The sequence below is a fragment of the Pelomonas baiyunensis genome (assembly GCF_043555935.1).
GTDB classification, from domain to species: Bacteria; Pseudomonadota; Gammaproteobacteria; order Burkholderiales; family Burkholderiaceae_C; genus Pelomonas; species Pelomonas baiyunensis.
The window spans coordinates 723369-748713 of record NZ_JBIGIB010000003.1; the positions used below are offsets into that span (position 1 = coordinate 723369).

A 25345-nucleotide genomic window follows, 5' to 3' on the forward strand; every position below is an offset into this window, starting at 1 on the left:
CCAGCATGAGCACCTCATCGCCCTCCGCCACGCCCGAACTGGGCACCGAACTGACCCTGCGCGGCATTGCGCTGGGCATCCTGATCACCTTGGTCTTCACGGCCGCCAACGTGTACTTCGGCCTCAAGGCGGGGTTGACGTTTGCGACGTCCATCCCGGCGGCCGTCATCGCCATGGCGCTGTTGCGCAAGGCGGCCGGCAACTCGATCGGCGAGACCAACATCGTGCAGACCATCGCCTCGTCGGCGGGCACGCTGTCGTCCATCATCTTTGTGCTGCCGGGCCTGGTGATGATCGGCTGGTGGACGGGTTTCCCGTACTGGATGTCGGTCACGCTGTGCGCGCTGGGCGGCGTGCTGGGCGTCATGTATTCCATCCCGCTGCGCCGTGCGCTGGTGACCAACTCGCCGCTGCCGTACCCGGAAGGCGTGGCCTGCGCCGAGGTGTTGAAGGTGGGGCACGCCAGCGACGGTGGCGAGAGCAACCGCCAGGGCATGGCTGCCATCGTGACCGGGGCGGTGGTGTCGGCGGGCTTCAGCATCGTGGTGGCCACGCAGGTGTTTGCGGCCAATCTGGCGCAGTACTTCCGGCTGCCGGGCGGCGAGAAGAGTGGCACCACGGGCTATGACCTGAACTTCAGCTTCGCATTGCTGGCCGTGGGCCACCTGGTGGGCCTGTGGGTGGGCATCGCCATCCTGGTGGGCGCCTGCATTGCGTGGCTGGGCGGCGTGCCGTGGTTGACCTCCGGTGTGGAGGGCGTGCCCGAGGCGGTGGCGCTGTTCGCCTGGAGCAAGAAGGTGCGCTTCATCGGCGCGGGCACCATCGCCGTGGCCGCACTGTGGACGCTGGTGAAGCTGGCCAAGCCGGTGGTGGCGGGCCTGCATGCGGCGGCCATGTCGTCGCGCGTGCGCAAGGCCGGCAAGGCCGACACGCTGCCGCGCAACGAGCGCGACATCCCCATCGGCACCGTCGGCCTCATCACGCTGGCCTGCATGCTGCCCATCGGCTTCATGCTCTCCCGCTTTGCCACCAGCGCCGGCCTGGGCGACCAGCTCGGCCTGCTGGTGGTGGGCGGCGTGGTTTATGTGGTGCTGATGAGCTTCTTCGTGGCCGCGGTGTGCGGCTACATGGCGGGGCTGATCGGCTCGTCCAACAGCCCGCTGTCGGGCGTGGGTATCTTGGTGGTGATCGGCGTGTCGCTGCTGCTGGCGTTGGTGGTGAAACCGCTGCTGCCGCCCACCACGGGCCAGGCGCTGGTGGCGTTCGCGCTGTTCGTCACGGCGGTGGTGTTCGCCGTGGCCACCATCTCCAACGACAACCTGCAAGACCTGAAGACCGGCCAGCTCGTGGACGCCACGCCCTGGCGTCAGCAGGTGGCGCTCATCATCGGCGTGCTGGCCGGTGCGGTGGTCATTCCGCCGGTGCTGGACCTGCTGAACCAGGCCTACGGCTTTGCCGGTGCGCCGGGCGCCGACGCCAAGACTGCGCTGGCCGCGCCGCAAGCCGCGCTGATCTCGGCGCTGGCCAAGGGCGTGATCCAGGGCGACCTGAACTGGAACCTGATCGGCATCGGCGCGGCCATCGGCGGCGCGTGCATCGTGGTGGACGAGGTGCTCAAGCGCAGCACCGGTGGCAAGGCCCACCTGGCCCCGCTGGCCGTGGGCCTGGGCATTTACTTGCCCATGAACAGCACCTTGACCATCGTGGTCGGCGCGGTGGCCGGCTGTCTGTTCGACCGTGCAGCCGAGCGCCGTCGTGACCCGGAAGCCACCAAACAGCTGGGCGTGCTGATGGCCTCGGGCCTCATCGTGGGCGAGAGCCTGCTGGGCGTGATCCTGGCGGCCGTGGTGGTGTTCTCGGGCAACGGCGCACCGCTGGCGCTGGTGGGCGAGAGCTTCATGACGGCCAGCCAGCTGCTGGGCCTGCTGGCCTTCGGCGGCATCGGCTTCGGCCTGTACCGCTGGCTGCTGCAACGCGGCCGCTGATCGGTCAGGCCCAGCCCAGCAGGGCGGCGCCGGCCTGCCAGCCCAGCGCCAGAAAGGTGGCCGAGCTGGCCAGGGCGCCAGCGGCCACGCCCACGGCGCCCAGCATCAGCACGCCGTCACGAGCCAGCAAGGCCACACCTGCCAGCATCAGCGACACCGCCGGCAGCAGGTTGCCGAACGGAATCGGCAGAAAGATCAGCACGGCCATCGCCAGGGTCAGCGGGGCCAGCCACCAGCGGGCGGTGCGGCCGGCCAGCGGCGTCCAGCGCGAACGCGTCATGGGCTGCAGGCGGTCGTAGAAACGGGCCAGCAGGTCCAGGCTGCGAGCCGCGCCCTCGCGGGGCAGGTGCACCCGCGCCAGCCGGGGCGGCAGCGCCTCGTGCGGCCACAGCCACAGCATGGCCGCCAGCAGGGCCAAGCCCAGGCTCAGCACGCTGCCCACGCCTGGGATGGGCAACAGGCACGGGGCCGACAGCAACACCAACAAGCTGGCCTGCCAGGCGCCGCCGTGCGCCTCCGCCAGCGCGGCCAGCGGCACCGGCCCCGGCGGCAGCGCCCCGGCCGCATCACGCAGCCGGTTGGCGAGGTGGTTCATGTGCATGGCCGGCGATGCGTGACGGTCGAGGCTTTGGGCTTGCTCGGGCTCAGTCGTCCGAACCCATCACACCGAACAACTGCAGCAGGCTGGTGAACAGGTTGAAGATGGACACGAACAAGCCCACGGTGGCCAGCACGTAGTTCGTCTCGCCGCCGTCCACGATCTGCTTGGTCTCAAACAGGATCAGGCCCGCCGACAGCAGCGCCACCACGGCCGAGACCGTCAGCGCCAGCGCCGGGATCTGGAAGAACACCGCCGCCAGGCCGGCCAGCACGGCCACCACCATGCCGGCGAACAGGAAGCCGCCCATCCACGACAGGTCACGCTTGGTGGTGGTGGCGTAGGCCGACAGGGCCAGGAAGATGGCGCCGGTGGCACCCAGCGCCAGCATCACGGTTTGGGCGCCCGAGGGCAGGGCCAGGGTGCGGGTTAGCAAGGGGCCCAGCGTCCAGCCCATGAAGCCGGTCAAGGCGAACACCAGCCCCACGGCGGCACCGCTGTTCTTCAGCTTGTGGATGCCGAACAGCAGGCCGAAATACACCACCAACGTCAGGATCAGGCCCGGCGCGGGCAGGCTGAACGCCACGGCAGCCGCGGCCACGGCGGCGCTGAACAGCAGCGTCAGCGACAGCAGCGCGTGGGTGTTGCGCAGCACGCGGTGCGCGGCGTCGCGGCTCAACGGGGCGTTGTGCGGCAGGGTGATCACGGTGGGATGGGTTTGCATGGCAGACCTCCAGAGAAGACAGGAACGCCGCCAGCGTAAGCAGGCGTGGCCGCATAAAAAAGCAGAGAATCGCGAACATTGGGTTCGAAATTTCTTGTGGAGTCGTCATGAGCATGAGCTTCAGTTACCGCCACCTTTACTACTTCTGGGCCGTGGCCAAGGAAGGCGGGCTCACGCGGGCGGCTGAGCGGCTGGGGCTGTCGGTGCAAACCGTGTCGGCCCAGGTGCGCGAGCTGGAGCAGACGCTGGGTGCGGCGCTGCTCAAGCCTGCCGGGCGCGGCCTGGTGCTGACCGATGCCGGCCACGCTGCGCTGGAGGTGGCCGAGCAGGTGTTTGCGCTGGGCGAGACCCTGCCCGAGCGCGTGCGCGACGCCTCCACTGCGCCCGCCGTGCGCCTGGCCGTGGGCATTTCCGACGGGCTGCCCAAGCTGGTGGTGCAGCGGTTGCTGCAGCCCATCATCGACACGCCGCACCTGCGGCTGCTGTGCCACGAAGACGAGTTCGACGACCTGCTGGGCGACCTGGCCCTGCACCGGCTGGACGTGGTGCTGGCCGACCGCCCCGCGCCGCCCAACCCCAACCTGCGGGTCTACAGCCATGCGCTGGGCAGCTCGCCCATGGCCTGGTTTGCTGCGCCGCGTTGGGCGGGGGAGGCGCGGCGCAACTTCCCGGCGTCACTGGCCGATGTGCCGCTGCTGCTGCCCACCGACCACGCCGCCGTGCGGGTGCGGCTGGACCAGTGGCTGGAGCGGCACGGCATTCGCGCCCGGGTGGCGGGGGAGTTCGAGGACAGCGCGCTGCTGGCCACCTTTGGCGCCGCGGGCATGGGCGTGTTCCCGGCGGCCGCGCTGATGACCGACAAGCTGGTGGAGCGCGACGGGCTGGTGCACGTGGGCGACTGCACGGGCGTGGAAGAAGCCTTCTACGCCGTGGGCACTGACAAGAAGATCGCCCACCCGCTGGTGCGCCGCCTGTTGCCCCAACCGGCCGACGCGAAAGGTTGAGTTGCTACAGTTGACGTTTACGTCAATTAAACCGCCCTGACGCATCCGGCCTGCCACAAGCGGCCCCCGGCGCGGGCGCACTGGAGACCTTCGACATGAACCTGCCCGGCCTCAATTTCCAGCTCGGTGAAGACATCGACGCCCTGCGCGACGCGGTGCGCGCCTTTGCGGACGAAGAGATCGCCCCCCGCGCGGCCGAGATCGACCGCAACGACCAGTTCCCCATGGACCTGTGGCGCAAGATGGGCGAGCTGGGCGTGTTGGGCATCACCGTGCCCGAGCAGTACGGCGGCGCCAACATGGGCTACCTGGCCCACATGGTGGCCATGGAGGAAATCAGTCGCGCCAGCGCCTCGGTGGGCCTCTCCTACGGCGCGCACAGCAACCTGTGCGTGAACCAGATCAAGCGCAACGGCACCGACGCCCAGCGCGCCAAGTACCTGCCCAAGCTCATCAGCGGTGAGCACGTGGGCGCGCTGGCCATGAGCGAGCCGGGCGCCGGCTCCGACGTCATCAGCATGAAGCTGCGCGCTGAAGACAAGGGCGGCTTCTACGTGCTCAACGGCAGCAAGATGTGGATCACCAACGGCCCGGACGCCGACACCCTGGTGGTGTACGCCAAGACCGAGCCCGAGCTGGGCGCGCGCGGCGTGACGGCCTTCCTCATCGAGAAGGGCATGAAGGGCTTCAGCATTGCGCAAAAGCTCGACAAGCTGGGCATGCGCGGCAGCCACACCGGCGAGCTGGTGTTCCAGAACGTGGAAGTGCCGGCCGAGAACGTGCTGGGCGGCGTGAACAACGGCGCCAAGGTGCTGATGTCGGGCCTGGACTACGAGCGCGCCGTGCTGACCGGCGGGCCGCTGGGCATCATGCAGTCGGTCATGGACAACGTCATCCCGTACATCCACGACCGCAAGCAGTTCGGCCAGAGCATCGGTGAGTTCCAGCTCATCCAGGGCAAGGTGGCGGACATGTACACCGTGCTGCAGGCCGCTCGAAGCTTTGCTTACACCGTGGCCAAGAACCTCGACCTGCTGGGCGCCGAGCACGTGCGCCAGGTGCGCAAGGACTGCGCCTCGGTCATTCTGTGGACGGCCGAGAAGGCCACCTGGATGGCAGGCGAAGGCGTGCAGATCTTCGGCGGCAACGGCTACATCAACGAGTACCCGCTGGGCCGCCTGTGGCGCGATGCCAAGCTGTACGAAATTGGCGCCGGCACCAGTGAGATCCGCCGCATGCTGATCGGCCGCGAGCTTTTTGCGGAGACGATGTAACTCCGGGCTGGAACAATCGCGGCATGACCACGTCGACACACGAGCTGCAGGACCTGCTCGATAACAACAAGCGCTGGGCCGCCGAGACCGAAGCCCAGGAGCCGGGCTTCTTCTCGCGCCTGCTTCAGCAACAGACGCCGCAGTACCTGTGGATCGGCTGCGCCGACAGCCGGGTGCCCGCCAACGAGTTGGTGGACCTGCTGCCGGGTGACCTGTTCGTGCACCGCAACGTGGCCAACGTGGTGGTGCACTCCGACCTGAACTGCCTGTCCGTCATGCAGTTCGCGGTGGACCACCTCAAGGTGCGCCACATCATCGTGGTGGGCCACAGCAACTGCGGCGGCGTGAAGGCGGCGCTGCTGGACATGCGCGTGGGCCTGGTGGAGAACTGGATTCGCCACGTGCAGGACGTGCGCCACATGCACAGCGACTGGCTCGCCACCGTGGCGGAGTCCCGCCGCGTGGACGCGCTGTGCGAGCTCAACGTGCTGGAGCAGGCCCGCAACGCCTGCCACACCACGGTGGTGCAAGACGCCTGGGCCCGCGGCCAGGAAGTGGTGGTGCACGGCTGGGTGTACGGCCTGCACAACGGCCTGCTGGAAGACCTGTCCATCACGGCCGGCAGCGCCGCCGAGGTGGACCCGGCCTACCGCCGCGCGCTGACCAAGGTCAAGACGCGCTTCGCCCCGGCCGCCTGAGCGGCCCTAGAGTCGGGGCCATGTTCCCGACCCAGCTCACTGATACCCGCGCCTTCGACATCGCCCAGGCCTTGCTGGGCGGGTTTGACCACCACTACCGCCTGTTCCGCGCCACCTCGGCCGAGGCGAAGCTGCGCTTCGAGCGTGGCGACTGGGCTGGCCAGCAGCGCGCGCAGGCCCAGCGCATCGAGTTCTACGACACCCGCGTGGCCGAATGCGTGGCGCTGCTGGAGGCGCGCTTTGCGGCGTCCAGCCTGCCCATGCCGGTGTGGCAGCAGGTCAAGCTGCACTACATCGGGCTGCTCACCAACCACCGGCAGCCGGAGCTGGCGGAGACGTTTTTCAACTCGGTGTGCACGCGCATCCTGCACCACGGGTACTTCCACAACGACTTCATCTTCGTGCGGCCGGCGCTGTCCACCGAGTACATCGAGAACGACGAGCCCGGCGCCCGCCCCACCTACCGCGCCTACTACCCCACGCCCACCACGCTGCGCGAAACCGTCTCGCGCGTGATCACCAACTTCCAGCTGCGCGGTGAGTTTGTGGACCTGCCGCGCGATGTGGACCGCGTGCTCGCCGCCGTGCAGCGCCAGCTGGGCGACATCCGCTGGCGCGCGAACTTCCAGTTCCAGGTGCTGTCCAGCCTGTTCTTCCGCAACAAGGGCGCCTACGTGGTGGGCAAGATCATCAACGGCTTCACCGAAACGCCGTTCGCCCTGCCCATCCTGCGCGACAGCCAGGGCCGCTTCTTCATCGATGCGGCCCTGTTTGGCGAAGACGACCTGGCCGTGCTGTTCAGCTTCGCCCGCGCCTACTTTCTAGTGGACATGGAGGTGCCCAGCGCCTTTGTGCAGTTCCTGCGCTCGCTCATGCCACGCAAGCCCCGCTCCGAGATCTACTCGGCGCTGGGCCTGCAAAAGCAGGGCAAGGCCCTGTTCTACCGAGACTTCCTGACCCACCTGCGCCACAGCAGCGACGCGCTGCGCATGGCGCCCGGCATTGAAGGCATGGTGATGCTGGTGTTCGACCTGCCCAGCTACCCCTTCGTCTTCAAGGTCATCAAAGACTTCTACCCCCCGGCCAAAGACACCACCCGCGAACTCGTGCAGCGCAAGTACCTGCTGGTGAAGGCGCACGACCGCGTGGGCCGCATGGCCGACACGCTGGAGTACACCCGCGTCGCCTTCCCGCGCCGCCGCTTCAGTGAGCCCCTGCTGCGCGCGCTGCGCCACTTCTGCGCCAGCCAACTGGAGGAAGACGGCGACGACCTCGTCATTCGCCACTGCTACATCGAGCGCCGCCTTGTGCCGCTCAACCTCTACCTGCAAGAAGCCACGCCCGAGCAGCGCGAACGCGCGGTCATCGAGTACGGCAATGCCATCAAAGACCTGGTGGCCGCCAACATCTTTCCCGGCGACATGCTGTGGAAGAACTTCGGCGTCACCCGCCACGGCAAAGTCGTGTTCTACGACTACGACGAGATCGAATACCTCACCGACTGTCACTTCCGACGCGTGCCCACGCCGCGCACGGAAGAGGAAGAGATGTCCGGCGAAGTGTGGTACCCCGTCGGCCCGCGCGATGTGTTCCCCGAAACGTTCGCCCCCTTCCTGCTCGGCGACCCGCGCGTGCGCGAGGTGTTCATGCGCCACCACGCTGATTTGCTGGACGCCGACTTCTGGGCCGGCCACCAGCAGCGCATCCGCGCCGGGCATGTGCACGATGTGTTTCCGTACGACCCGGCGAGGCGGTTTGGCGCGAGCTGACCTGAAACCAGCTGCAGGTCCGCGTGGCGGTCACCCTTGCCCCTGCAGCCAGTCTCGCGGCGCACGGCCGAAGCGCTGCTTGAACGCTCTGCTGAGGGACGACGCGGTCGAAAAGCCCAGGTCGGCGGCCACCAGTTTTTGCGGGTGACCGTCGCGCAGCCGGGCGCTGGCCAGCGTCAAGCGCCAGTCGGTGAGGTAGGCCGAAGGCGTGGTGCCTGTGGCGGCTTTGAAGCTTTCAGCGAACGCGCTGCGCGACATGCCGGCCACCGCTGCCATGCGGGCCAGGGGCCAGTCGTCCTGCGGGGCGTCATGCAGGGCCACCAGCGCGCGGGCCAGCCGAGGGTCGTTCAACCCCATCACGAGGCCGTGGGTGACGCCCACGGCGTGGGGGTGGTCGATCACCCAGCGCAGCAGCTGGATCAACACCACCTCGAACAACCGGTCGGCCAGCAGGCGTGAGCCGCACCGGGCCCGATCGGTCTCGGCGAACAGCAGGTCCAGCGCTGGCTGCAGGCCGGGCACCGCGTCCAGCGGCACCCGCAGCAGCGCGGGCAGGGCCGCCACGATGGGGTTGCGGTCGCCCCCGTCGAAGTGCAGCGTGGCGCAGGTGAAGTCCGACCCGTCGGTGGGCGGGTTCACGAAGGTGTGGTGCACCGCGCGCGGGTACAGCAACACGGTGGGCTCTGTCACCACCAGGCGCGCCTTCAACTCGCCGCGTGGGGTGCCGCGGCGCCCCGGGTGTTCGATCTGCAATTCGCCCCGCCGCAGCACATGCAGGAACGCGCGATCCGGCTGGGCTTCAAACACCGTGCGGCCGCACAGCGGGCCGGTGTGAAACAGCGAGGCCCGCACGTGAAAGTGGTCCAACAGCGTGGAGAGCCGGTCCACCGGCGCGGCCGGTTCTGCGAGCGCTGGCGTGGGTGTCAGTGCCGAGGTTTTGGACGATGCGTCATTTTTGGTGGACTTCATGGCACCCATCATCCAGTGGTGCGGGTCAAGATGCAAGGCATCGGACGGTCACCCCCCAGCACCATCAGGCGGTGTGGCCTGAGCCGGTGTTTTTTCTCCCCCTGTTTTGAAAGACGAACCATGAGCCACGTTGCCCTGATCGACCCCGCCCACACCACCCCCGACCGTGCCGAACTGCTTTCGCAGGTGCACCAGGCTTTCGGCGCCGTGCCGCACATGTTCCGCGCCGTGGCGAATTCGCCCGCAGCGCTGCGCAGCATGTGGGGCTCCTTCGGCGCGCTGGGTGGCGGCACGTTGCCGGCCAAGCTGGGCGAGCAGATCGCCGTGGCCGTGGCCGATCGCAACGGCTGCGACTACTGTCTGGCCGCACACACGGCGCTGGGCCGCAAGGCCGGCGCCACGGCCGAAGAGATGGCGGCGGCGCAAGGCGGCCACGCGGCCGACGAGCCCACGGCCGCGGTGCTGGCGTTTGCGCTGGCCCTGGTGGAGCAGCGCGGGCATGTGGACGTGGCGCAAGTGCAGCGCCTGCGCGCGGCCGGCTTCGGTGATGAAGGCCTGGTCGAGATCGTCGCGCACGTGGCCTTGAACCTGTTCACCAACTACGTGAACGTGGCGCTGGACGTGCCGGTCGACTTCCCGAAGGTGGCCCTGCGCGCCCGCGCGGCCTGATGCCATGCGCAGCCCCTTGCTGAATCTGGACCCCGCGCACCGGGCGCCGCTGCCCGAATGGGATGTGGACGGGTGGCTGAACACGCGGCAGCCGCTCACGCTTGCCGCGTTGCGGGGGCGTGTCGTGCTGCTCCACGCTTTTCAGATGCTGTGCCCGGGTTGCGTCAGCCAGGGGCTGCCTCAGGCCGAACGCGTGCGGCAGGCGTTCCCGGTGGCGGAGCTGGCCGTGGTGGGCTTGCACACGGTGTTTGAGCACCACGCCGCCATGTCGCCGGACGCGCTGCGCGCCTTCGTGCACGAGTACCGGTGGTCGTTTCCGATCGGGGTTGACCGGCCCGATGGGCGCGGTGGCCCGTCGCGCACCATGACGCGCTACGGTCTGCGCGGCACGCCCTCGTGCGTGGTGCTGGACCGCCAGGGGCGCGTGTGCCTGCAGCACTTCGGCGCGCTGGATGACCTGTTGCTGGGCGCCGTGCTGGGGCAATTGATTGCCGAGCCGGCGCCGGGCACTGCTGCCGTCACCGCAGCGGCGTTGCGGCCGGCAGCCGGCACCCCGCCGCAGCCCGTGCCCGCATCCTGCAGCGACGGAGCCTGCACGTGGGAGCCCCAGCCATGAGAACCGTCTGGGCCTTGCGCCATCTCGCGTTTGAAGACCTTGGCCTGCTTCAGCCGTGGTTCACCCGCCGCGGTTGGCAAGTGCAGACCTGGGATGCAGCGCTGGACGACTTGCAGGCACTGGACCCGCTGGCGCCCGACCTGCTGGTGGTGCTCGGCGGTCCCATTGGGGCGGGTGACGACGACCGCTACCCGTGGCTGCTGGACGAGCTGGCGCTGATTCGGCGGCGGCTCGCCGCACAGCGGCCTGTTCTGGGCATCTGCCTGGGCGCGCAGCTCATGGCCCGGGCGGCGGGTGCAGCCGTGGCCCCGATGCGTACCCCGGAAATCGGCTTCAGCCCGCTGACCCTCACGCCCGCCGGGCTGCGCAGCCCACTCGCGCCGCTGGCCGGCCAGCCGGTGCTGCACTGGCATGGCGACCAGTTCGCGCTGCCCGCAGGCAGCCCCGCGTTGGCCACCACCACACACTGCCCGCACCAGGCCTTCATGGTGGGCGCGTACGCGATGGCCTGGCAGTTCCATCTGGAGGTGGACGCAGCACGCCTGGAAGCCTGGCTGGTGGGGCACGCCGGGGAACTCCGGCAGGCGGGCATCGACCTGCCCACGCTGCGCCGCGACGCGGCCCGTCACGGTGCCGGCTTGGCCCAGGCCCTGGATGCGGTGATGACCGGCTGGTTGGCGCAGTTGGGGTGGGCATGAGCGCCGGGTTGGCTCCAGCGCACGGAAGGGTGCGTGCCGTGTTGCGCGGCCCTGTGCAAGCTCTGCCGGGGCGCGCCGGGCTGGTGATGAGCGCCATTGACAAGCGCCCGGTGGTCGGGCCCGTGAAGGTTCACGCACTCGGCCTGGAGGGCGACGCCCAGGCTGACCCTCGTGTCCACGGCGGCGAGCACAAGGCCCTGCACTGCTACCCCTGGGCCCACCACACGCTGTGGCAGCAGGAACTGCCCGACCACCCCTTGCTGCGCGAGCCCGGCGCCTTTGGCGAGAACCTGAGCCTGGAGGGGCTGACGGAAGCCGACGTGTGCCTGGGTGACGTGTGGCAGGTGGGAGGCTGCGTGGCCGAGGTGTCTCAGGGGCGCCAACCCTGCTTCAAGCTGAACCTGCGCTTCGGCGTGCAGGACATGGCGGCCCGGATGCAGCGCACGGGGCGCACCGGCTGGTACTTGCGTGTGGTGCAGCCGGGTGAGGTGGCCGCGGGAGATCGCGTCACGCTGCAACACTGCCCGCACCCGGCGTGGTCCATCGCACGGCTGCTGGCATTGATTCATGACGGCTGCACCGATCCGCAGGTGCTGCGGGCCGTGTTGCAGCAGCCCTTGCCGCCGAGCTGGCAGCGCTTGTTCGAGAGGCGCCTGCAGTTCGGCGCCGTGGAAGATGCCTCACCCCGCCTGCACGGGCCGGGGTGAGGCGGCCAGCCGGGCGAACGCGCCGCCCGGCGCGGCCCGGCACGGGATCAAGGCTTCACAACCTTGAACTCGCCAAACGCCTTCAGCTGCTCGCCGATCTTCTCGGCGTCGCCCACCACCACCCAGCTTTGCTCGTCGGGGTTGAAGTAGGCCTTGGACACGGCCATCACCTGCTCGGGCGTCACCTTCTGCAGCGTGGGCACGAACTTGCCCAGGAAGTCGGCCGGCAGGCCGATCAGCCAGTTGCCGGCCAGTTGGCGGGCCACGGCGCCTTGCAGTTGGTTGGTGACGAGGTAGGTGCCGGCCATGTAGCGCTTGTTCATGGCCAGTTCTTCGGCGGGCACGGGCTCGGTGCCGATGCGGCGGTACTCCTTGATGTACTCCGTCATGGCGGCACCCGCCACGTCGTTGCGCACATCGGCGCCGCCGGTGATGGCGCCGCCCACGCGAGACGACTGGCTGCCGGCGCGGGCGCCGTAGGTGTAGCCCTTTTCCTCACGCAGGTTGATGTTCACGCGGCTGGAGAAGCCCGTGCCCAGGATGGTGCTGGCCAGGCGCAGGGCCACCTGGTCGCTGCCGTTGGCGGGCATGCCGGGGCGGCCCAGGCGCAGCGTGGCTTGCACGCTGCCCGGGCGCTCCAGCAGCAGGCGCTGCACGGGCATTTGCGCGGGCGGCGCGCTCAGCTCGGGCAGGGGCTCGCCGGTGGATTTCCAGTCGCCAAAGGCGTCGCGGGCCAGCTTCATGGCGTCGGCGGCCGAGATCTTGCCGGTCACCACCAGCAGCGCACGGTCCGGGCGGAAGCGGCGGGCGTGGTCGGCGCGCAGGGCCTCGGCGGTCAGGGCGTTGATGGCGGCTTCGGTTTCCTGCGTGCGGCCGTAGGCGTGGTCGCCGTAGATGGCTTCGTTCAGGGCCTTGCCGGCGCGAAAGCCCGGCTGGCCGCTGGCCACCTTCAGGCCTTGCAGCGCGTTGGCCTTGGCCAGTTGCACTTCCGCGTCCGGGAAGGAGGGCTGGCGGGCGATTTCGGCCAGCAGCTTGGCCATGCCGCTGGCTTGCGAGGCCAGGGCGTTGGCGGTGACGGTGATGCCGTCGTTGCTGGCGCCGGCGCCCACGCCACCGCCCATGGCCTGGGCGGCCTCGGCGATCTGCTTGGAGCTGCGCTGTGCGGTGCCCTCGGTCAGCAGGTTGGCCAGCAGCTTGGCGCGGCCGGGGGCATCGGCCGCGTCAGCGCCAAAGCCCGCACCGCGCAGCGCGAGCACGAAGTCCACGCGCGGAATGCCCTGGCGCGGCACCACCCACACCTGCAGCCCGTTGGGCAGCGTTTGCTGGGTGATTTGCGGCACGGCCAGCGGCTTGTCGGCACCAAAGGGCGGCAGCTCGGCCGGCAGCTTGGCCGGGGCGGCTTGGGCCACGGCGGCAGCAGCCAGGGCGGCGCTCAGCAGGCCCAGGCGGAAGAGGGAAGTCGGGTTCATCGTCTTCATGGGTTGCGTCCTCGGCATCAGGGCTTAGAGGCGGCCGCGGCCGGGGCGGCGGGTGCGGCCAGCATGGCGGCGGGCTTGCGGTCGATGACCGAGCGGTTGCCGGTGGTGAGGTAGGTGGCGGCCACGCGTTGCACGTCGGCCGAGGTCACGGCTTCAATCCAGCCGGGCACCTTGTTCACCACGTTGGCATCGCCCCACAGGGCTTGCAGCTTGGCCAGGCGGTCGGCGCGGCTCAGGAACATCTCCAGCTCGTTGTACCAACTGCTCAGCAGCGCGGTCTTGAGGCTCTTGAGTTCGGCGTCGCTCACGCCGTCTTTCACGATGCGGGCCACTTCTTCGTCCATGGCGGCCAGCAGCGCGTCGGCGGTGGTGGTGGGCTTGTACAGCGCGAACACGGTGAACAGGCTCGGGCCGTCGTATTCCCACACGCTGGTCAGGCCGTAGAGCGAGTCCAGGTTCAGCGCCAGCTCGCGGCCCTTGACCAGGCCTTGGTACAGGCGCGAAGCATCGCCGCCAGCCAGCAGGCGGCCCAGCACCGCGAACGGGGCCTGGTCCTTGCTGCCGCGCGTGGGCAGCTTCCAGGCGGCGGCAATGGCGGGCACCTGGGCCAGCTTGTCGGGCTGGGTCAGGCGGCGCTCTTTGGTGTTGAGGCCTTCGGTGAAGTCACCGGGCTTGGGCGTGGGGCGGGCCGGAATCTTGCCGAAGTACTTCTCGGCCAGCGCAAAGCCCTGGGCGGGCGTCACATCACCGGCAATGGACAGCACCGCGTTGTTGGGGCCGTAGAAGTCGCGGTGGAAGGCGCGCACGTCGTCCAGGTTGGCGTTTTCCAGGTCCACGAAGCTGCCGTAGCCGTCGTGGTTGTTCTCCCATTTGTCGAAGGCCAGGTAGCCGATGTCCAGCCACATGAAGCCGCCGTAGGGCTGGTTCTGCACGTTGACGCGGATCTCTTCCTTCACCACGTCCTGCTGGTTCTTCAGCGTGGCGGGGTTGAAGTCCAGCGTGGTCATGCGGTCGGCTTCCAGCCACAGCATGGTTTCCAGCGACGAGGACGGCGCGGTCTCGATGTAGTTGGTGAAGTCGGGCCGGGTGGAGCCGTTGTTGTTGCCGCCGCCGGAGGTGATGACGGTGTCGAACACGCCCTTGGGCGCCTTGGGCGTGCCCTGGAACATCAGGTGCTCGAACAGGTGCGCGAAGCCGGTGCGGTTCTTGGGTTCCAGCCGCATGCCCACCTTGTAGACCACGCTGATGCCCACGGTGGGGCTGCTCGCATCGGGCGAGATCACGACCGTCAGGCCGTTGGCGAGGGTCTTGGTGTGCACCGGAATTTGCCAGCGGTCGGCAGCGGGCGCAGCGGCGGGCGCGGCCAGCACCGGGGCGCCCAGCATCACGAGAGAAGCCGCGCTGATCAGCCGAATGGCGGCGCGGCGGGTGGTCTTGAGCATGAATCCTCCAGGTTGGAAAACCAGGGGCGCAGTGTGCAGCAGCCGCACCCCCCTGACCGAAGCCATGCAGTCCCGCCTGACGGTGACAATGCCGGCTTTGATTTTTCATCGCACCACCCCATGACCGACTCCCGCCCCGAACTGCCCGATCACCTCAGCGTGGACCCGCGCAGCCCGCACTACAACGCCGCCGTGTTCGAGCACGACATCGGCATCCGCTTCAACGGCAAGGAGCGCCACGACGTCGAGGAGTACTGCATCAGCGAAGGCTGGGTGAAGGTGCCCGCCGGCAAGACGGTGGACCGCAAGGGCCGCCCGCTGTGCATCAAGCTCAAGGGTGCGGTGGAAGCCTTCTACCGCTGACCCCGGACTGCTGGCCGTTCATGTCGGGCATGCGTGGCGTTCTCAGGCGCGGAGCGGTGTCGGGTCTGGCCGCCGCGCTGTTGGTGGCGGTGGCCACCCAGGCGGTGCAGGCCGCCCCGGCGGGCGACCGCACCCGCTGGGTCAAGGCCACCAGCCTGATGCTGCGGGCCGAGCCGTCGGCCACCGGCCGCATCCTCGACCGCCTGCCCCAGGGCCACGCCCTGCAGCTCGACAAACTCCCCGCCCCGGGCGACGAGTGGTGCGCCGTGATGGCGGCGGGCCGCATGATCTACACCGCCTACGTGGCCTGCCGCTACCTCAGCGACACGGCCGTGGCGCCGCAGCGCGCGGGCGAAGGCGGCGTGCCGGCGGATCGCCGCTGGGTCACCGGCAGCCGGCTGCAACTGCGCGCCGAGCCCCGGCCCGACGCCCCGGCGCTGGCCACGCTGGCGCTGAACACGCCCGTCAAACTGACCGGCCCCGACGCCGGCCAGGGCTACTGCCCGGTGCAGCTGGTGGAGGGTCCGCCGCTGGCCGGCTACACCGCCTGCCGCTACCTGGAGCCCTCGCCCCTGAACGTGGCCAACCTCACCACGCCTTGGACGCCCAACGGCACCGACAACCCCGACTTCGACCCCGCGCGCGCGTTCTGGATCGAGCCCAGCTGGGAGCTGATGGCCTTCTACGCCCGCCGGGTGGAGTCGCAGCGCGCCGCGCTGGGCGACCGCGCGCCCAAGGGGCCGGACGCGCAACTGGAGCGCATGAAGGCGCGGCTGTCGGGCGAGATCGTGCCCGCCTCGGCGCAAACGCCGCGCGTGCCGGCGGTGTGGGCCGACTTGCTCGCGTCGCCCACGGCCGGGCTGGCGGGCACCCTGGGCCTGTACGGCCCCGAGGCCGACGCGCAGGTGCGCGCCCTCGCCAAAAGCCTGCCGGCCTTGCCGGCCTTGCCGGCCGTGGGCCTCTCGTGGTGGCGCCAAGCCGCCGACCTGGCCGGCCCGGGCGAGCCGGTGGACGGCTTGGCCCAGCAGTTCGGCGCGCAGGTGCAGTGGCTCCATGAATCGCTGCAGCCTGGCTCGCCCCAGCGCGGCGAGGTCGCGCCGGGCACGCGCATCGAGCGCATGACGCGGCCGCTGCGCCGCGTCAGCCTGATGTCCAACCAAAGCCTGCGCGAAGAGCGCCTCACGCCCGAGCGCAGCGCCCGCGACTGGGACCCCACCGTGGATGTGAATTGCGACGGCTGGACCGGCGCGTTCTTGCACGGCGAGCCCGACCGCGGCACCGCGCAGCGCAACGGCTACAGCGCGCCCGCCGCGAATGCGCCCTACACGCTGTTCCGGCTGTGGACCGCCCAGCCCCTGCCCAGCGGCCCGGCGCACTGGACGCGCCAGACCTTCAAGCTCGACCGCGCCGCCACCGGCTTCGTCAGCGGCGAGTGGCGCACCGTGGACCTGGACCGCGACGGCACGCCCGACCTGGCCTGGCTGCAGCTCACTGGCCGCGGCCCCGGGCACCTGGACGGCCCCATGCCCTACGACGATCCCTGGCTGCGCGTGCTGCTGGCCAACGTGGCCGGCCGCTGGCTGCTGCTGGAGGTGGACACCTTCAGCTACGGCTGCGGCTGCTGAGCCTGCGGCTTTTTACCGGGAGTGCGGCTTCGCAGCCCGGCGGGTGCTGCCGGGCGTGCCGCTGGGCGGGTTGACCCGCTAAATTGAACCCATGGGCATGAAGTGGTGGGTGGTGGCGTTGGTGGGATGGCTGGGCAGTCTGGTGGCTTGCGCCGCGCCGGTGTGCCCCGACCCCGTCCGCATCGGCTACCTGAACGTGCACGCGCCGCCCATGCTGCTGGGCCAAGGCCAGGAGTTCACCGACCCGCCGGGTTGGCAGGTGCTGGCCATGCGGGAGGCCGCCCGCAAGCTGGGTTGCCGCGTGCGTGAAACGCGCCTGCCCGGGCTGCGGCTGGATGCCATGCTGAACCAGGGCGACGTGGATTTCAGCCTGTTCTTTGGCGTGACCGAGGAGCGACTGCAATGGCTGCGGTTTCCGCTGGACGCCGCCGGCCAGCCCGACCGGGCCTGGGCGCCCCTGATGGGCAGCCTGGTTCTCTACGCCCCGGCGGGCAGCCCGCAGGCGCAGCCCGGCGTGGCCTGGGATGGCCACCGCCTGGCACCCGGGGTGCGGGTGGGGGTGGTGAGCCGCACCGTGCAGGAAAAGTGGGCGCGACAGCACAGCTGGCCGCTGGAGCGCACGCTCACCATCGACAACGCGATGCAGATGCTGCGCGCCCAGCGGTTTGACCTGCTGCTGACCACGCGCGAGACCATGCGGCCGGAATGGGTGCAGGGGGGCGCCCTGCTGGTGGAGCTGTCGCCCGCGGTCGACCATTTGCCGTTCTTCGTGGTGGCCAGCCGCCGCATGTGGGAGCAAGACGCCGCGTTCACCCAGGCGTTTTGGCAGGAGGCGTGCCGCGCGGTGCGCCAGCTGGCCCCAGACGCCCGCCCGGCGGAGTGCGGGGTTCGGGTGGGGCCGGCCGTCAAGCACTGACCGGGTGTGCACCCGGCCGGGCCGTCAGGCGCAGCCGCAGCCCGCCCTCGGGCCGCAGCGTGACAGCCATGCGCGGCTTGGGCGGCGTGGCGCTGGCGGGTGCGAGCGTGAAGCGCTGCAGCACCAGCGCGGCCATCAGCGTCATCTCCAGCACCGCAAAGTGCTGGCCCAGGCACACCCGCGGGCCCAGGCCGAAGGGGATGTAGGCGCCGCGCGGGATGTCGTGTGCGGCGTCCGGCAGAAAGCGCTCAGGCCGGAAGGCCTCGGCCTCGGGCCAGGAGCGCGGGTCGCGGTGCAGCAGCCAGGGCGTCACGCGCACCAGCGTGCGGGCCGGGAGCCGGGTGCCGGCGACCGTGATCTCGCGGGTCAGCCGCCGGGTCATGAAGGCCGCCACCGGCGGGTACAGGCGCATGGCCTCTTTCAGCGTGGCGCTCAGGTAGGGCAGGGCGCTGGCGTCGTCGGCCGTGGGCACGCGGCCGGCCAGCACGGCATCCACCTCGGCTTGCGCGCGGGCCTGGGCGTCGGGGTGGGCGGCCAGCAGCCAGCTCCACCACAGCAGGGCCGTGGCGCTGGTTTCGTGGCCGGCCTGGAAGCTCACCATGCACTGGTCATACACCTCCTGGGCTGACAGCGCCTCGCCGGTGGCCTCGTCGCGCAGCGCCATCAGGCGGCCCAGCAGGTCGGTCTCTCCGGCATCGCCCTGCCGCCTGCGGGCCTGGATGTGCTGCCCCAGCAGGCCGTGCAGCAGGCGGCTGGCGCGGCGCTTGGCCGCCTTGCCCGGCAGGGGCAGCCAGTCGGGCAGCGTGACGGGCCAGAACATTTCGGCCAGCGCGGTTTCGCTCAGCACTTGAACGGCCTCGGCCGCGGCGGCGGTGTCCTCGCCGATCGGGCGGCTGAACAGCGTGCGTGAGATCACGTCCATGGTCAGGTGGCTGTAGAGCGCGTCCATCGCCACCTCGCCCGGGCGCACGCGGTCCAGCCCGGCCTCGGCGGCCTCGGTCATCAGCGCGGCGTAGCCGGCCACCCGCTTGGGCGTGAAGGCCGGCATCAACATGCGGCGCTGGCGCTGCCAGGTGGCGCCTTCGGTCACCAGCACCGACTGGCCCATGAGGTCGGCAAACACCTCCGGCCCGCGCGCCCAGCGCACCAGGGCGTCGGCGTGGTCCACCATCACGGTGCGCACCAGCTCGGGGTCGAACACGTCCACCGCCCGCTCGCCCAGGATGCGCTGGGCCACCAGGCCACCCAGCGGGCGCTGCGCCTCGATCACGGCCAGGTAGTCGCGGCGCATGGCCGCCAGGGTGGGCAGGCCCCACCAGCGGGTGGGGTGGGTGGGCAGGTCGTTCCAGGTGGCAGCAGTCATGGCCGCCATGGTGCGCCGGGGGCGCCGGTGGGGTCTTGAACGAATGCGACACTGACCGGCATGGACGTTGCGACCCACCTCTGGCTGCCCCCGCTGGCCCTGGCCGGCTGTGTGCGCGGGGTGATGCTGCGCGACACCCGCGGCCGCGCGCTGGACGCGGTGCAGCGCGAAAACTTCTTCCCGGCCACGCCGCTGGTGAGCTTGTTCTGGTGGATCGAAGGCCAGAGCGACTGGCTGGAACGCCCGGGCTTTTCCGTGCCGCCGCCGGACCGCGTGCACGCGCCGGTCATGTTCGGCGGCCCGTTCACCTTGCCCACGCACACCCGCAACCCGGGCGAGATGGCGGCCTTCAAGTTGCTGATGCTGCCGGACGCGTTCACCGCGCTGACCGGTGTGTCGCTGGACGCGTGGGTCAACCGCGTGGTGGACGCATACCGCGTGCTGCCGCCCGAGTGGCTCGACTGGACGGCCCACATGGCCGCCGCGCCGGACGACGCCGAACGGCTGCAGCGGCTGGAGGCGTTTCTGGTGCCGCGCTGGCAGGCGCTGGGCGGGCAGCGCCCGGGCCACCGCTACGCCGCCTGGACGGAAGCGCTGGCGGTGCGTGCCGCCACCAGCGCGGCCGGCCGCAGCCTGCGCCAGCTGGAGCGGCGCATCAAGGCCTGGGCCGGGTTGCCCATGCGCGAGCTGCGTGCAGTGTCACGGGCCGAGTCGGCCTTCTACGCGGTGGCCGCGGCCGAGCAGGGCGCGGGCCCGGTCAACTGGGCCGACATCGCCGCCGACAACGACTACGCCGACCAAAGCCACCTGTGCCGCGAAACCCGCCGCCTCACCGGCTTCAGCCCCGAAGACCTGCGCCGCCGCATCCAGACGGAAGAGGCGTTCTGGGCCTACCGGCTCTGGCGCTGAAGTGACGCACTGAAGCGACCCGCCGAAGCCGCCCGGCATGCGGGCAGTCCCTGAGGCAAAACCGCCGGAACGAGCCGGGTACGCCCCCTAAACTCAATCGCAATGAGGGGCATGCGTGGGTGGTGGATGACCGTGGGGCTTTGGGTGGCCGGTGGCGTTGCGGCCGCGGCCCCTGACAAGCTGCCGTGCCCGTCTCCGTTGCGCATCGCGTTCAACGACGTGGCCTCGCCGCCCGTCCTCAACGGTCAGGGCGCGGCGTTTGCCGATCCGCCCGGCTGGCAGGTGGAGGCCACCCGCGACGCGTTGCGTCGACTGGGCTGCACGGCGGACCTGCAACGCCTGCCCAGCCGGCGCATGAGTGCCAGCCTGCGGGCGGGGCAGGTGGATTTCGCGCTGCTGTATGGCGTGACGCCGGAGCGCCTGAAGAGCTACGTCTTTCCGATGGACGCCCAAAACCGGCCCGACGCCGCCTGGGCGCCGGCGTTCGCCCGGCTGGTGCTGTTTGCACGCACCAGCGTGAGCCGGCCCGCGACCTGGGACGGCCGCACGCTGCCGGCGGGCTGGACGGTCGGCGCCGTGGCCGGTTCGGTGCATGAAGACCTGGTGCGCGAGCGCGGTTGGCCCTTGGACGCACTGCCGTCGGTGGACCACGGTGCGCAGATGCTGCTGCACGGTCGCTTCCAGTTGCTGCTGGCCAGCCGCGAGTCGCTGAGCGCAGAAATGCGCGAGCAAGTGGTGGAGTGGGGCGTGGCGTCGCGCCAGCCCTTCTTTGCACCGGCGTCGCCCGCGTTCGCCGCCCAGTACCCGGAGTGGACTCGGGCCTTCTGGCAGGAGCTGTGCCGGGCCACGCGCCGGCAGGAGCCCGAGGCCCGGCCGGTGGATTGCGGCGTGGTGCCGCCGCCGTTGGCCGTGGGCCGCTGAAGCCTGCTCCGGCACCGGTCGTGCGGCGGTCTTGCACCGTCAGGGTGCGGCCGGGCCACAATCTCTGTTTCGAGTTACCAACGGAGTACAGACCATGTCCGACCCTATCGTCATCGTCTCTGCCGCCCGCACGCCCATCGGGGGCCTGCTGGGTGATTTCGCCGGCCTGGCCGGCTGGGAACTGGGCGCCGTCGCCATCAAGGCGGCCGTCGAGCGCGCCGGGGTGCCGGGCGATGCCGTGGATGAAGTGCTGATGGGCAACTGCCTGATGGCCGGCCAGGGCCAGGCGCCCGCCCGCCAGGCGCTGCGCAAGGCCGGCCTGCCGGATTCGGCCGGTGCCGTCACCATGAGCAAGATGTGCGGCTCGGGCATGCGCACCATGATGTTTGCGCACGACATGCTGGCCGCCGGCTCGGCCGACGTGATGGTGGCCGGTGGCATGGAAAGCATGACCAACGCCCCGCACCTGATGTTCGCGCGCAAGGGCATCAAGTACGGCGCCAGCGCCGTGTACGACCACATGGCCCTGGACGGCCTGGAAGACGCCTACGAGCGCGGCAAGGCCATGGGCGTGTTTGCCGAGCAGTGCGTGGCCAAGTACGCCTTCACCCGCGAGGCCATGGACCAGTACGCCATCACCTCCACCCAGCGCGCCAAGGCCGCCAACGAAAGCGGCGCCTTTGACTGGGAAATGGCGCCGGTGACGCTGTCGGGCCCCAAGGGCGAGACGGTCATCAAGTTCGACGAGCAGCCCTTCAAGGCCAAGCTGGACAAGATCCCCACCCTCAAGCCCGCGTTCAAGAAAGACGGCGCCATCACCGCCGCCACCTCGTCCAGCATCTCCGACGGCGCCGCTGCCCTGGTGCTGATGCGCGAGAGCACCGCCAAGGCCCGCGGCCTCACGCCGGTGGCCCGCATCGTCAGCCACGCCGTGCACGCCCAGGCGCCGGACTGGTTCACCACCGCCCCGGTGGGCGCCATCCAGAAGGCGCTGGCCAAGGCCGGCTGGCAAGCCGGTGATGTAGACCTGTGGGAAGTGAACGAAGCCTTCGCCGCCGTGACCATGGCCGCGATGGCCGAGTTCAAGCTGCCGCACGAGATCGTGAACGTGAACGGCGGTGCGGTGGCCCTGGGTCACCCCATCGGCGCCAGCGGTGCGCGCATCGTCGTCACGCTGCTGGGCGCCTTGAAGGCCCGTGGCCTGAAGAAGGGCATGGCCGCGCTGTGCATCGGCGGCGGTGAAGCCACGGCCCTGGCCGTGGAGATGATCTAAGGCTGGATCACAGGCCGAGCAGGGCCCGCACGCGCACCTGCTCGTCGGGCTTGAACTGCTGGTGCAGGTGCTCGGCCATCGCGGCGTCGCGCTGCGAGGCGGAGAGTTCCACCGCCTGCTGCAGCGCCTTCCAGCGCGCCTGAGCGGCGTTCAACCGGCGTTGCCAGTCCTGCCACGCGGCGTCCAGCGCGGCTTCGCGCTGGGCGGCATCGGGCAACACGGGCGGGGGCGTGGGATCGGGCGGTGCCCGACCTTCCAACGCAGCCTGCAGTTCCGCGTCTTCCTCGGCATAGAACGCCTCGGCCCACGCGGCACCCAGGCGCTGGCGGCGCAGCAACTGCCGCTCGGCCAGCGCAGCCGCCCAGGTGTGCGGCGCCCTCGGGTCCACCTGCACCCGCCAGGGGTGCCGCCCCAGGCCCACGTACACATCGAACCGGTCCAGCACCGCGGCCTGTGCGGCGGCGGACAGCGCGCTGCCGGCCACCAAGGCTTGCAGCTGCGCGCGGATCTCTTCCAGCGTTCGCTCGCCCAACTGTGTGAGCAGGTGGTCGAAGCGCCGCCGCAGCTGCACGCTCGGGCGCGGCAGGCCGGTGGTGGGGGCGAGCGCCCAGTCGCCGTCGAGCTCGCTGCCCGCCAATGACGCTGCCAGCCGCGGCGCGGCCGGGCTGGCGGCTGATGCAGCGCTGGCCGCTGGCGCTTCAGCGGGCGGGGCTGGCGGCGTGTCCGCCGCGGGCGCCGATGCCGCCACCCCCACCGGCGCTTCTTGAGCCCCGGCGGTGCTGCGGGTGGCGTCCAGCAGCCAGGCGCTGGCCAGCAGCGCGCCGGCCGCAACCGCTGCCCAGCTGGCGCGGCGTGCGGGGGTCACAGGCCGGCGAGCTTGAGCCGGTTGGCGTGCGCGCGGTACACCGCGATCGGGTCGGACGAGAACAGTCCGCGCAGGCCAAACACGTGGTTGATTTCGTCGATGTGGTTCCACGCGTAATCGTCGCGCAAGACCTGGCCCCAGTGGTTGGAGCAGCGGCTCACCAGCCCGTCGTTCGCCTCGAAGCCGAAGAACAGGCTGCCCGCGCCCAGCAGCGCGTCGCCGGCATCCAGCACATTGGTCAGCACGGCGGTGCCGCCCATGGAGTAGTAGCGCACGCCGTTCACCAGGCTCGGCCCGCTGCCGCAGGCCTGCGTGGGCGCGCCCTGCGGGAAGCGGCGGTTGAAGTCCTGTGCGCCGGCGGTGGACAGCGATTGCAGCGAGGCCAGCGCGTTCTGCGGGTTGCCCGCGCTGCCCGAGAGCGTGGCGATCAGGCTGGACAGCCCGTTCACCAATGCGGCCGCCGCGCCCGTGGTGCCAGTGGCCATGGTGAGGCCCTGGATTCCATCGGCCACCTTGCTGCCCTGGTGGGGCGTGCCCATGGTGGTGACGCTGGCCACCAGTTGGGGCGCCACCGCCGCCACGTAGCGCGCGGTGTTGCCGCCGTGGCTGTGGCCGATCAGGTTGAACTTCTGGTAGCCGTAGCGGGCCTGCAGGCCTTGCAGCTCGCGCAGCAGCTGTTCGCCGCGCACCTCGGTGCTGTTGGACTGCGACACGCTGGCGGTGAACACGGTGGCACCGCCGTCGCGCAGGGTGCGAGGCACGCCATAGAAGTACTGCACGGGGCCCAGGGCATCAAAGCCCAGCAGGCCGTGCACCAGCACCACGGGGTGGCGGGTCTGGGTGTAGGTGTCGGCCTGGGCTAGGCTCGGGGTCGCCAGGGCCACGGCCAGGGTGGTCAGGCCGGCGAGGTGGCGCAGCCAGGCAAGCGGTTTGAGGCTCATCGGTCACTCCTTCGATTCAGAAACCAAGGGTGCCGGCCGCGGTCACAGGGGCAGCAGCCGCGGGGCTGCCGTGGACTGCCAGGGAGGGTGAAACGGGCCGGCGGGACGCAGGCCCCGTACCGCCGGGCCAGGTCGCGGATACTGCCGGCGTACATCCCGTTACCGCACAGTGAAAACACGTTCTTGCGCCGTGCCGTAACTCTGAGGTAACCGCCGCTGCCCGAAGGACGCCCATGCTTGGCACGCACGACCTGGCCCTGTTCGCCGCCACCGTCTTTGTTTTGAACGCCACGCCCGGCGTGGACATGGCCTACACCGTGGCCAGCACGCTGCGCGGCGGTTGGCGCCAGGGCGCCGCGGCCGCGGTGGGCATCGTGTCGGGCTGTGTGGTGCACACGCTGGCTGCGGCCTTCGGGTTGGCGGCGCTGCTGGCCACCTCGGCCGAGGCGTTCACGTCGGTCAAGCTCATCGGTGCGGGCTACCTGCTGTACGTGGCGTGGGGCATGGCCCGTGCGGGCTTGAAGCCGGCGGCCGCCGCGGCCGAAGTCAGCGCGCCGCTGTCGCTGGGGCGCACGGTGCGGCAGGGCTTCTTCACGAATGCGCTCAACCCCAAGGTGGCGCTGTTCTTCCTGGCGCTGCTGCCGCAGTTCATTGACGCTGACGCCCCCCACAAAACCCTTGCCTTCCTGTTCCTCGGGGCGTGGTTCATCGTGCAGGGCCTGCTGTTCCTGCTGGTGTTGGTGGCGGCTGTAGCGCCGCTGCGGCGCCGCCAGCCGCGCCCCTGGGTGGGCCGCAGCCTGAACCTGGGCGGCGCGGGTCTCTTCACCTTGCTTGCGGCCAAGCTGGCCCTGACCAAACCATGAATGTCTTGATCGTTGGCGCCTCGCGTGGGCTGGGGCTGGAGTTCGTGCGGCAGTACCGCGCCGCCGGGGCGCGCGTCACCGCCACGGCCCGCAGCGACGACGGCCTGGCCGCGCTGCACGCCCTGGGTGCCAAGGCCCTGCGGCTGGATGTGGCGCAGGCGGCCAGCGTGTCGGGCCTGGCCTGGCAGGTGGACGGTGAGGCCTTTGACGTGGTGGTGATCAACGCCGGCGTGTTCGGCCCGCGCAGCCAGGGGCTGGAGCCGCCCACGCAGGACGACTTTGACCTCGTGATGCGCACCAACGTGCTGGGCCCCATGCGCCTGCTGCCGCAGGTGGCCGAGGCGCTGGCGCCGGGCGCGCGGCTGGCCATCGTGTCCTCGCGCATGGGGGCCATTGGCGCGCGCACCAGCGCCAGCGGCTGGCTGTACCGCGCGTCCAAGGCGGCGGTGAACTCCGTCATGAAAGACGCAGCCCTGGTGCTGGCCGGCAAGGCCACCGTCATCAGCTTCCACCCGGGCTGGGTGCGCACCGACATGGGCGGCGCGGGGGCCGACATCGACGCCCCCACCAGCATCGCCGGCATGCGCACCGTGCTGGCCAGCGTGAAGCCGGGCGACACCGGCAGCTTCTTCAACTACGACGGGCAGCGCCTGGACTGGTGACGATTCCCGTCGG

Annotated in this window: 25 protein-coding genes; 17 read left to right on the forward strand and 8 right to left on the reverse strand. The window is 70.4% G+C overall.

What is annotated here, in order from left to right; genetic code table 11:
• The first annotated feature begins 5 nt into the window (after nucleotides 1-5).
• A complete protein-coding gene (locus ACG01O_RS13780) occupies nucleotides 6-1985 on the forward strand; it encodes an OPT family oligopeptide transporter (RefSeq protein ID WP_394385503.1) in 1980 nt (659 codons plus the stop codon).
• A gap of 4 nt (nucleotides 1986-1989) precedes the next feature.
• Here the strand turns inward: ACG01O_RS13780 and ACG01O_RS13785 are convergent, their stop codons facing one another.
• A complete protein-coding gene (locus ACG01O_RS13785; protein WP_394385505.1) occupies nucleotides 1990-2586 on the reverse strand; it encodes an exopolysaccharide biosynthesis protein in 597 nt (198 codons plus the stop codon).
• A gap of 43 nt (nucleotides 2587-2629) precedes the next feature.
• Nucleotides 2630-3307, reverse strand: a complete 678-nt coding sequence (locus tag ACG01O_RS13790) for a Bax inhibitor-1/YccA family protein (protein WP_394385507.1) — start codon at nucleotides 3305-3307, stop codon at nucleotides 2630-2632.
• Between the two features lie 107 nt (nucleotides 3308-3414).
• On the opposite strand from ACG01O_RS13790, the gene ACG01O_RS13795 reads away from it, so the two are divergent.
• The 4 genes from ACG01O_RS13795 (at nucleotide 3415) to aceK (ending at nucleotide 8052) form a co-directional block, all read left to right on the forward strand.
• Nucleotides 3415-4311 carry a LysR family transcriptional regulator gene (locus ACG01O_RS13795; protein WP_394385509.1) on the forward strand — a complete coding sequence of 299 codons (897 nt, stop codon included), beginning with the start codon at nucleotides 3415-3417 and terminating at the stop codon, nucleotides 4309-4311.
• Between the two features lie 95 nt (nucleotides 4312-4406).
• Entirely contained in the window at nucleotides 4407-5585 is a 1179-nt protein-coding gene (locus ACG01O_RS13800) for an isovaleryl-CoA dehydrogenase (RefSeq protein WP_394385511.1), read from the forward strand.
• A 23-nt stretch (nucleotides 5586-5608) separates the two neighbouring features.
• Nucleotides 5609-6283, forward strand: coding sequence for a carbonate dehydratase (gene can, locus ACG01O_RS13805; RefSeq protein WP_394385513.1), 675 nt, complete (start codon nucleotides 5609-5611; stop codon nucleotides 6281-6283).
• 20 nt (nucleotides 6284-6303) lie between these two features.
• Nucleotides 6304-8052 (forward strand): bifunctional isocitrate dehydrogenase kinase/phosphatase, encoded by a 1749-nt coding sequence (gene aceK, locus ACG01O_RS13810; RefSeq protein WP_394385515.1) that lies wholly within the window; start codon nucleotides 6304-6306, stop codon nucleotides 8050-8052.
• 30 nt (nucleotides 8053-8082) lie between these two features.
• Here aceK and ACG01O_RS13815 read toward each other — a convergent pair whose 3' ends face one another.
• Complete coding sequence (locus ACG01O_RS13815; protein WP_394385652.1) at nucleotides 8083-8940, reverse strand: AraC family transcriptional regulator; 858 nt, start codon at nucleotides 8938-8940, stop codon at nucleotides 8083-8085.
• Nucleotides 8941-9141: 201 nt separating this feature from the next.
• On the opposite strand from ACG01O_RS13815, the gene ACG01O_RS13820 reads away from it, so the two are divergent.
• The 4 genes from ACG01O_RS13820 (at nucleotide 9142) to ACG01O_RS13835 (ending at nucleotide 11711) form a co-directional block, all read left to right on the forward strand.
• The gene (locus tag ACG01O_RS13820) at nucleotides 9142-9690 is read left to right on the forward strand and encodes a carboxymuconolactone decarboxylase family protein (protein WP_394385517.1); all 549 of its coding nucleotides are present in this window, start codon (nucleotides 9142-9144) and stop codon (nucleotides 9688-9690) included.
• A 4-nt stretch (nucleotides 9691-9694) separates the two neighbouring features.
• Nucleotides 9695-10306 (forward strand): peroxiredoxin family protein, encoded by a 612-nt coding sequence (locus ACG01O_RS13825; RefSeq protein WP_394385519.1) that lies wholly within the window; start codon nucleotides 9695-9697, stop codon nucleotides 10304-10306.
• On the forward strand, nucleotides 10303-11004 hold the full coding sequence (locus tag ACG01O_RS13830) for a glutamine amidotransferase (protein WP_394385521.1): 702 nt from the start codon (nucleotides 10303-10305) through the stop codon (nucleotides 11002-11004). Before ACG01O_RS13825 ends, ACG01O_RS13830 begins: the two co-directional genes overlap by 4 nt.
• Nucleotides 11005-11090: 86 nt before the next feature.
• The gene (locus ACG01O_RS13835; protein WP_394385523.1) at nucleotides 11091-11711 is read left to right on the forward strand and encodes an MOSC domain-containing protein; all 621 of its coding nucleotides are present in this window, start codon (nucleotides 11091-11093) and stop codon (nucleotides 11709-11711) included.
• A gap of 47 nt (nucleotides 11712-11758) precedes the next feature.
• Here ACG01O_RS13835 and ACG01O_RS13840 read toward each other — a convergent pair whose 3' ends face one another.
• Together ACG01O_RS13840 and ACG01O_RS13845 are read right to left on the reverse strand one after the other, a co-directional pair.
• Nucleotides 11759-13189: a M16 family metallopeptidase gene (locus tag ACG01O_RS13840; protein ID WP_394385525.1), complete on the reverse strand. Its 1431-nt coding sequence runs from the start codon at nucleotides 13187-13189 to the stop codon at nucleotides 11759-11761.
• Between the two features lie 17 nt (nucleotides 13190-13206).
• On the reverse strand, nucleotides 13207-14631 hold the full coding sequence (locus ACG01O_RS13845; protein WP_394385527.1) for a M16 family metallopeptidase: 1425 nt from the start codon (nucleotides 14629-14631) through the stop codon (nucleotides 13207-13209).
• 120 nt (nucleotides 14632-14751) lie between these two features.
• Here ACG01O_RS13845 and ACG01O_RS13850 point away from each other — a divergent pair, with 120 nt between their 5' ends.
• The 3 genes from ACG01O_RS13850 (at nucleotide 14752) to ACG01O_RS13860 (ending at nucleotide 17535) form a co-directional block, all read left to right on the forward strand.
• A complete protein-coding gene (locus ACG01O_RS13850; protein ID WP_394385530.1) occupies nucleotides 14752-14994 on the forward strand; it encodes a DUF3297 family protein in 243 nt (80 codons plus the stop codon).
• A 56-nt stretch (nucleotides 14995-15050) separates the two neighbouring features.
• Nucleotides 15051-16619 carry a hypothetical protein gene (locus ACG01O_RS13855; RefSeq protein WP_394385532.1) on the forward strand — a complete coding sequence of 523 codons (1569 nt, stop codon included), beginning with the start codon at nucleotides 15051-15053 and terminating at the stop codon, nucleotides 16617-16619.
• Nucleotides 16620-16710: 91 nt separating this feature from the next.
• Complete coding sequence (locus ACG01O_RS13860; protein WP_394385534.1) at nucleotides 16711-17535, forward strand: hypothetical protein; 825 nt, start codon at nucleotides 16711-16713, stop codon at nucleotides 17533-17535.
• Here the strand turns inward: ACG01O_RS13860 and ACG01O_RS13865 are convergent.
• Entirely contained in the window at nucleotides 17525-18898 is a 1374-nt protein-coding gene (locus ACG01O_RS13865) for a cytochrome P450 (RefSeq protein WP_394385536.1), read from the reverse strand. The two genes, ACG01O_RS13860 and ACG01O_RS13865, sit on opposite strands and share 11 nt — an antisense overlap.
• Before the next feature lie 60 nt (nucleotides 18899-18958).
• Between ACG01O_RS13865 and ACG01O_RS13870 the strand changes: the two genes are divergently transcribed.
• The 3 genes from ACG01O_RS13870 (at nucleotide 18959) to ACG01O_RS13880 (ending at nucleotide 22001) form a co-directional block, all read left to right on the forward strand.
• Nucleotides 18959-19807, forward strand: a complete 849-nt coding sequence (locus ACG01O_RS13870; RefSeq protein WP_394385539.1) for an AraC family transcriptional regulator — start codon at nucleotides 18959-18961, stop codon at nucleotides 19805-19807.
• Nucleotides 19808-19909: 102 nt separating this feature from the next.
• The gene (locus tag ACG01O_RS13875; RefSeq protein WP_394385541.1) at nucleotides 19910-20728 is read left to right on the forward strand and encodes a substrate-binding periplasmic protein; all 819 of its coding nucleotides are present in this window, start codon (nucleotides 19910-19912) and stop codon (nucleotides 20726-20728) included.
• A 94-nt stretch (nucleotides 20729-20822) separates the two neighbouring features.
• Nucleotides 20823-22001, forward strand: coding sequence for an acetyl-CoA C-acyltransferase (locus ACG01O_RS13880; RefSeq protein ID WP_394385543.1), 1179 nt, complete (start codon nucleotides 20823-20825; stop codon nucleotides 21999-22001).
• A 7-nt stretch (nucleotides 22002-22008) separates the two neighbouring features.
• Here the strand turns inward: ACG01O_RS13880 and ACG01O_RS13885 are convergent, their stop codons facing one another.
• Both ACG01O_RS13885 and ACG01O_RS13890 read right to left on the reverse strand, forming a co-directional pair.
• On the reverse strand, nucleotides 22009-22866 hold the full coding sequence (locus tag ACG01O_RS13885; protein ID WP_394385545.1) for a hypothetical protein: 858 nt from the start codon (nucleotides 22864-22866) through the stop codon (nucleotides 22009-22011).
• Complete coding sequence (locus tag ACG01O_RS13890) at nucleotides 22863-23807, reverse strand: lipase family alpha/beta hydrolase (RefSeq protein ID WP_394385547.1); 945 nt, start codon at nucleotides 23805-23807, stop codon at nucleotides 22863-22865. The genes ACG01O_RS13885 and ACG01O_RS13890 overlap by 4 nt, the downstream gene beginning before the upstream one ends.
• 233 nt (nucleotides 23808-24040) lie before the next feature.
• On the opposite strand from ACG01O_RS13890, the gene ACG01O_RS13895 reads away from it, so the two are divergent.
• Nucleotides 24041-24670 (forward strand): LysE family translocator, encoded by a 630-nt coding sequence (locus ACG01O_RS13895; RefSeq protein WP_394385549.1) that lies wholly within the window; start codon nucleotides 24041-24043, stop codon nucleotides 24668-24670.
• Nucleotides 24667-25332, forward strand: a complete 666-nt coding sequence (locus tag ACG01O_RS13900; protein ID WP_394385551.1) for an SDR family oxidoreductase — start codon at nucleotides 24667-24669, stop codon at nucleotides 25330-25332. Before ACG01O_RS13895 ends, ACG01O_RS13900 begins: the two co-directional genes overlap by 4 nt.
• The last annotated feature ends 13 nt before the right edge of the window (nucleotides 25333-25345 follow it).

What these genes read in the sequence shown, in the direction of transcription:
- ACG01O_RS13845 (WP_394385527.1), bottom strand. Translation starts at nt 14,631, where the DNA reads ATGCTCAAGACCACCCGCCGCGCCGCCATTCGGCTGATCAGCGCGGCT.
- ACG01O_RS13880 (WP_394385543.1), top strand. Translation starts at nt 20,823, where the DNA reads ATGTCCGACCCTATCGTCATCGTCTCTGCCGCCCGCACGCCCATCGGG.
- ACG01O_RS13870 (WP_394385539.1), top strand. Translation starts at nt 18,959, where the DNA reads ATGGACGTTGCGACCCACCTCTGGCTGCCCCCGCTGGCCCTGGCCGGC.
- ACG01O_RS13865 (WP_394385536.1), bottom strand. Translation starts at nt 18,898, where the DNA reads ATGACTGCTGCCACCTGGAACGACCTGCCCACCCACCCCACCCGCTGG.
- ACG01O_RS13840 (WP_394385525.1), bottom strand. Translation starts at nt 13,189, where the DNA reads ATGAAGACGATGAACCCGACTTCCCTCTTCCGCCTGGGCCTGCTGAGC.
- ACG01O_RS13780 (WP_394385503.1), top strand. Translation starts at nt 6, where the DNA reads ATGAGCACCTCATCGCCCTCCGCCACGCCCGAACTGGGCACCGAACTG.
- ACG01O_RS13785 (WP_394385505.1), bottom strand. Translation starts at nt 2,586, where the DNA reads ATGCACATGAACCACCTCGCCAACCGGCTGCGTGATGCGGCCGGGGCG.
- aceK (WP_394385515.1), top strand. Translation starts at nt 6,304, where the DNA reads ATGTTCCCGACCCAGCTCACTGATACCCGCGCCTTCGACATCGCCCAG.
- ACG01O_RS13875 (WP_394385541.1), top strand. Translation starts at nt 19,910, where the DNA reads ATGAGGGGCATGCGTGGGTGGTGGATGACCGTGGGGCTTTGGGTGGCC.
- ACG01O_RS13835 (WP_394385523.1), top strand. Translation starts at nt 11,091, where the DNA reads ATGAGCGCCATTGACAAGCGCCCGGTGGTCGGGCCCGTGAAGGTTCAC.
- ACG01O_RS13900 (WP_394385551.1), top strand. Translation starts at nt 24,667, where the DNA reads ATGAATGTCTTGATCGTTGGCGCCTCGCGTGGGCTGGGGCTGGAGTTC.
- ACG01O_RS13895 (WP_394385549.1), top strand. Translation starts at nt 24,041, where the DNA reads ATGCTTGGCACGCACGACCTGGCCCTGTTCGCCGCCACCGTCTTTGTT.
- ACG01O_RS13820 (WP_394385517.1), top strand. Translation starts at nt 9,142, where the DNA reads ATGAGCCACGTTGCCCTGATCGACCCCGCCCACACCACCCCCGACCGT.
- ACG01O_RS13825 (WP_394385519.1), top strand. Translation starts at nt 9,695, where the DNA reads ATGCGCAGCCCCTTGCTGAATCTGGACCCCGCGCACCGGGCGCCGCTG.
- can (WP_394385513.1), top strand. Translation starts at nt 5,609, where the DNA reads ATGACCACGTCGACACACGAGCTGCAGGACCTGCTCGATAACAACAAG.
- ACG01O_RS13800 (WP_394385511.1), top strand. Translation starts at nt 4,407, where the DNA reads ATGAACCTGCCCGGCCTCAATTTCCAGCTCGGTGAAGACATCGACGCC.
- ACG01O_RS13790 (WP_394385507.1), bottom strand. Translation starts at nt 3,307, where the DNA reads ATGCAAACCCATCCCACCGTGATCACCCTGCCGCACAACGCCCCGTTG.
- ACG01O_RS13830 (WP_394385521.1), top strand. Translation starts at nt 10,303, where the DNA reads ATGAGAACCGTCTGGGCCTTGCGCCATCTCGCGTTTGAAGACCTTGGC.
- ACG01O_RS13890 (WP_394385547.1), bottom strand. Translation starts at nt 23,807, where the DNA reads ATGAGCCTCAAACCGCTTGCCTGGCTGCGCCACCTCGCCGGCCTGACC.
- ACG01O_RS13850 (WP_394385530.1), top strand. Translation starts at nt 14,752, where the DNA reads ATGACCGACTCCCGCCCCGAACTGCCCGATCACCTCAGCGTGGACCCG.
- ACG01O_RS13860 (WP_394385534.1), top strand. Translation starts at nt 16,711, where the DNA reads ATGGGCATGAAGTGGTGGGTGGTGGCGTTGGTGGGATGGCTGGGCAGT.
- ACG01O_RS13795 (WP_394385509.1), top strand. Translation starts at nt 3,415, where the DNA reads ATGAGCATGAGCTTCAGTTACCGCCACCTTTACTACTTCTGGGCCGTG.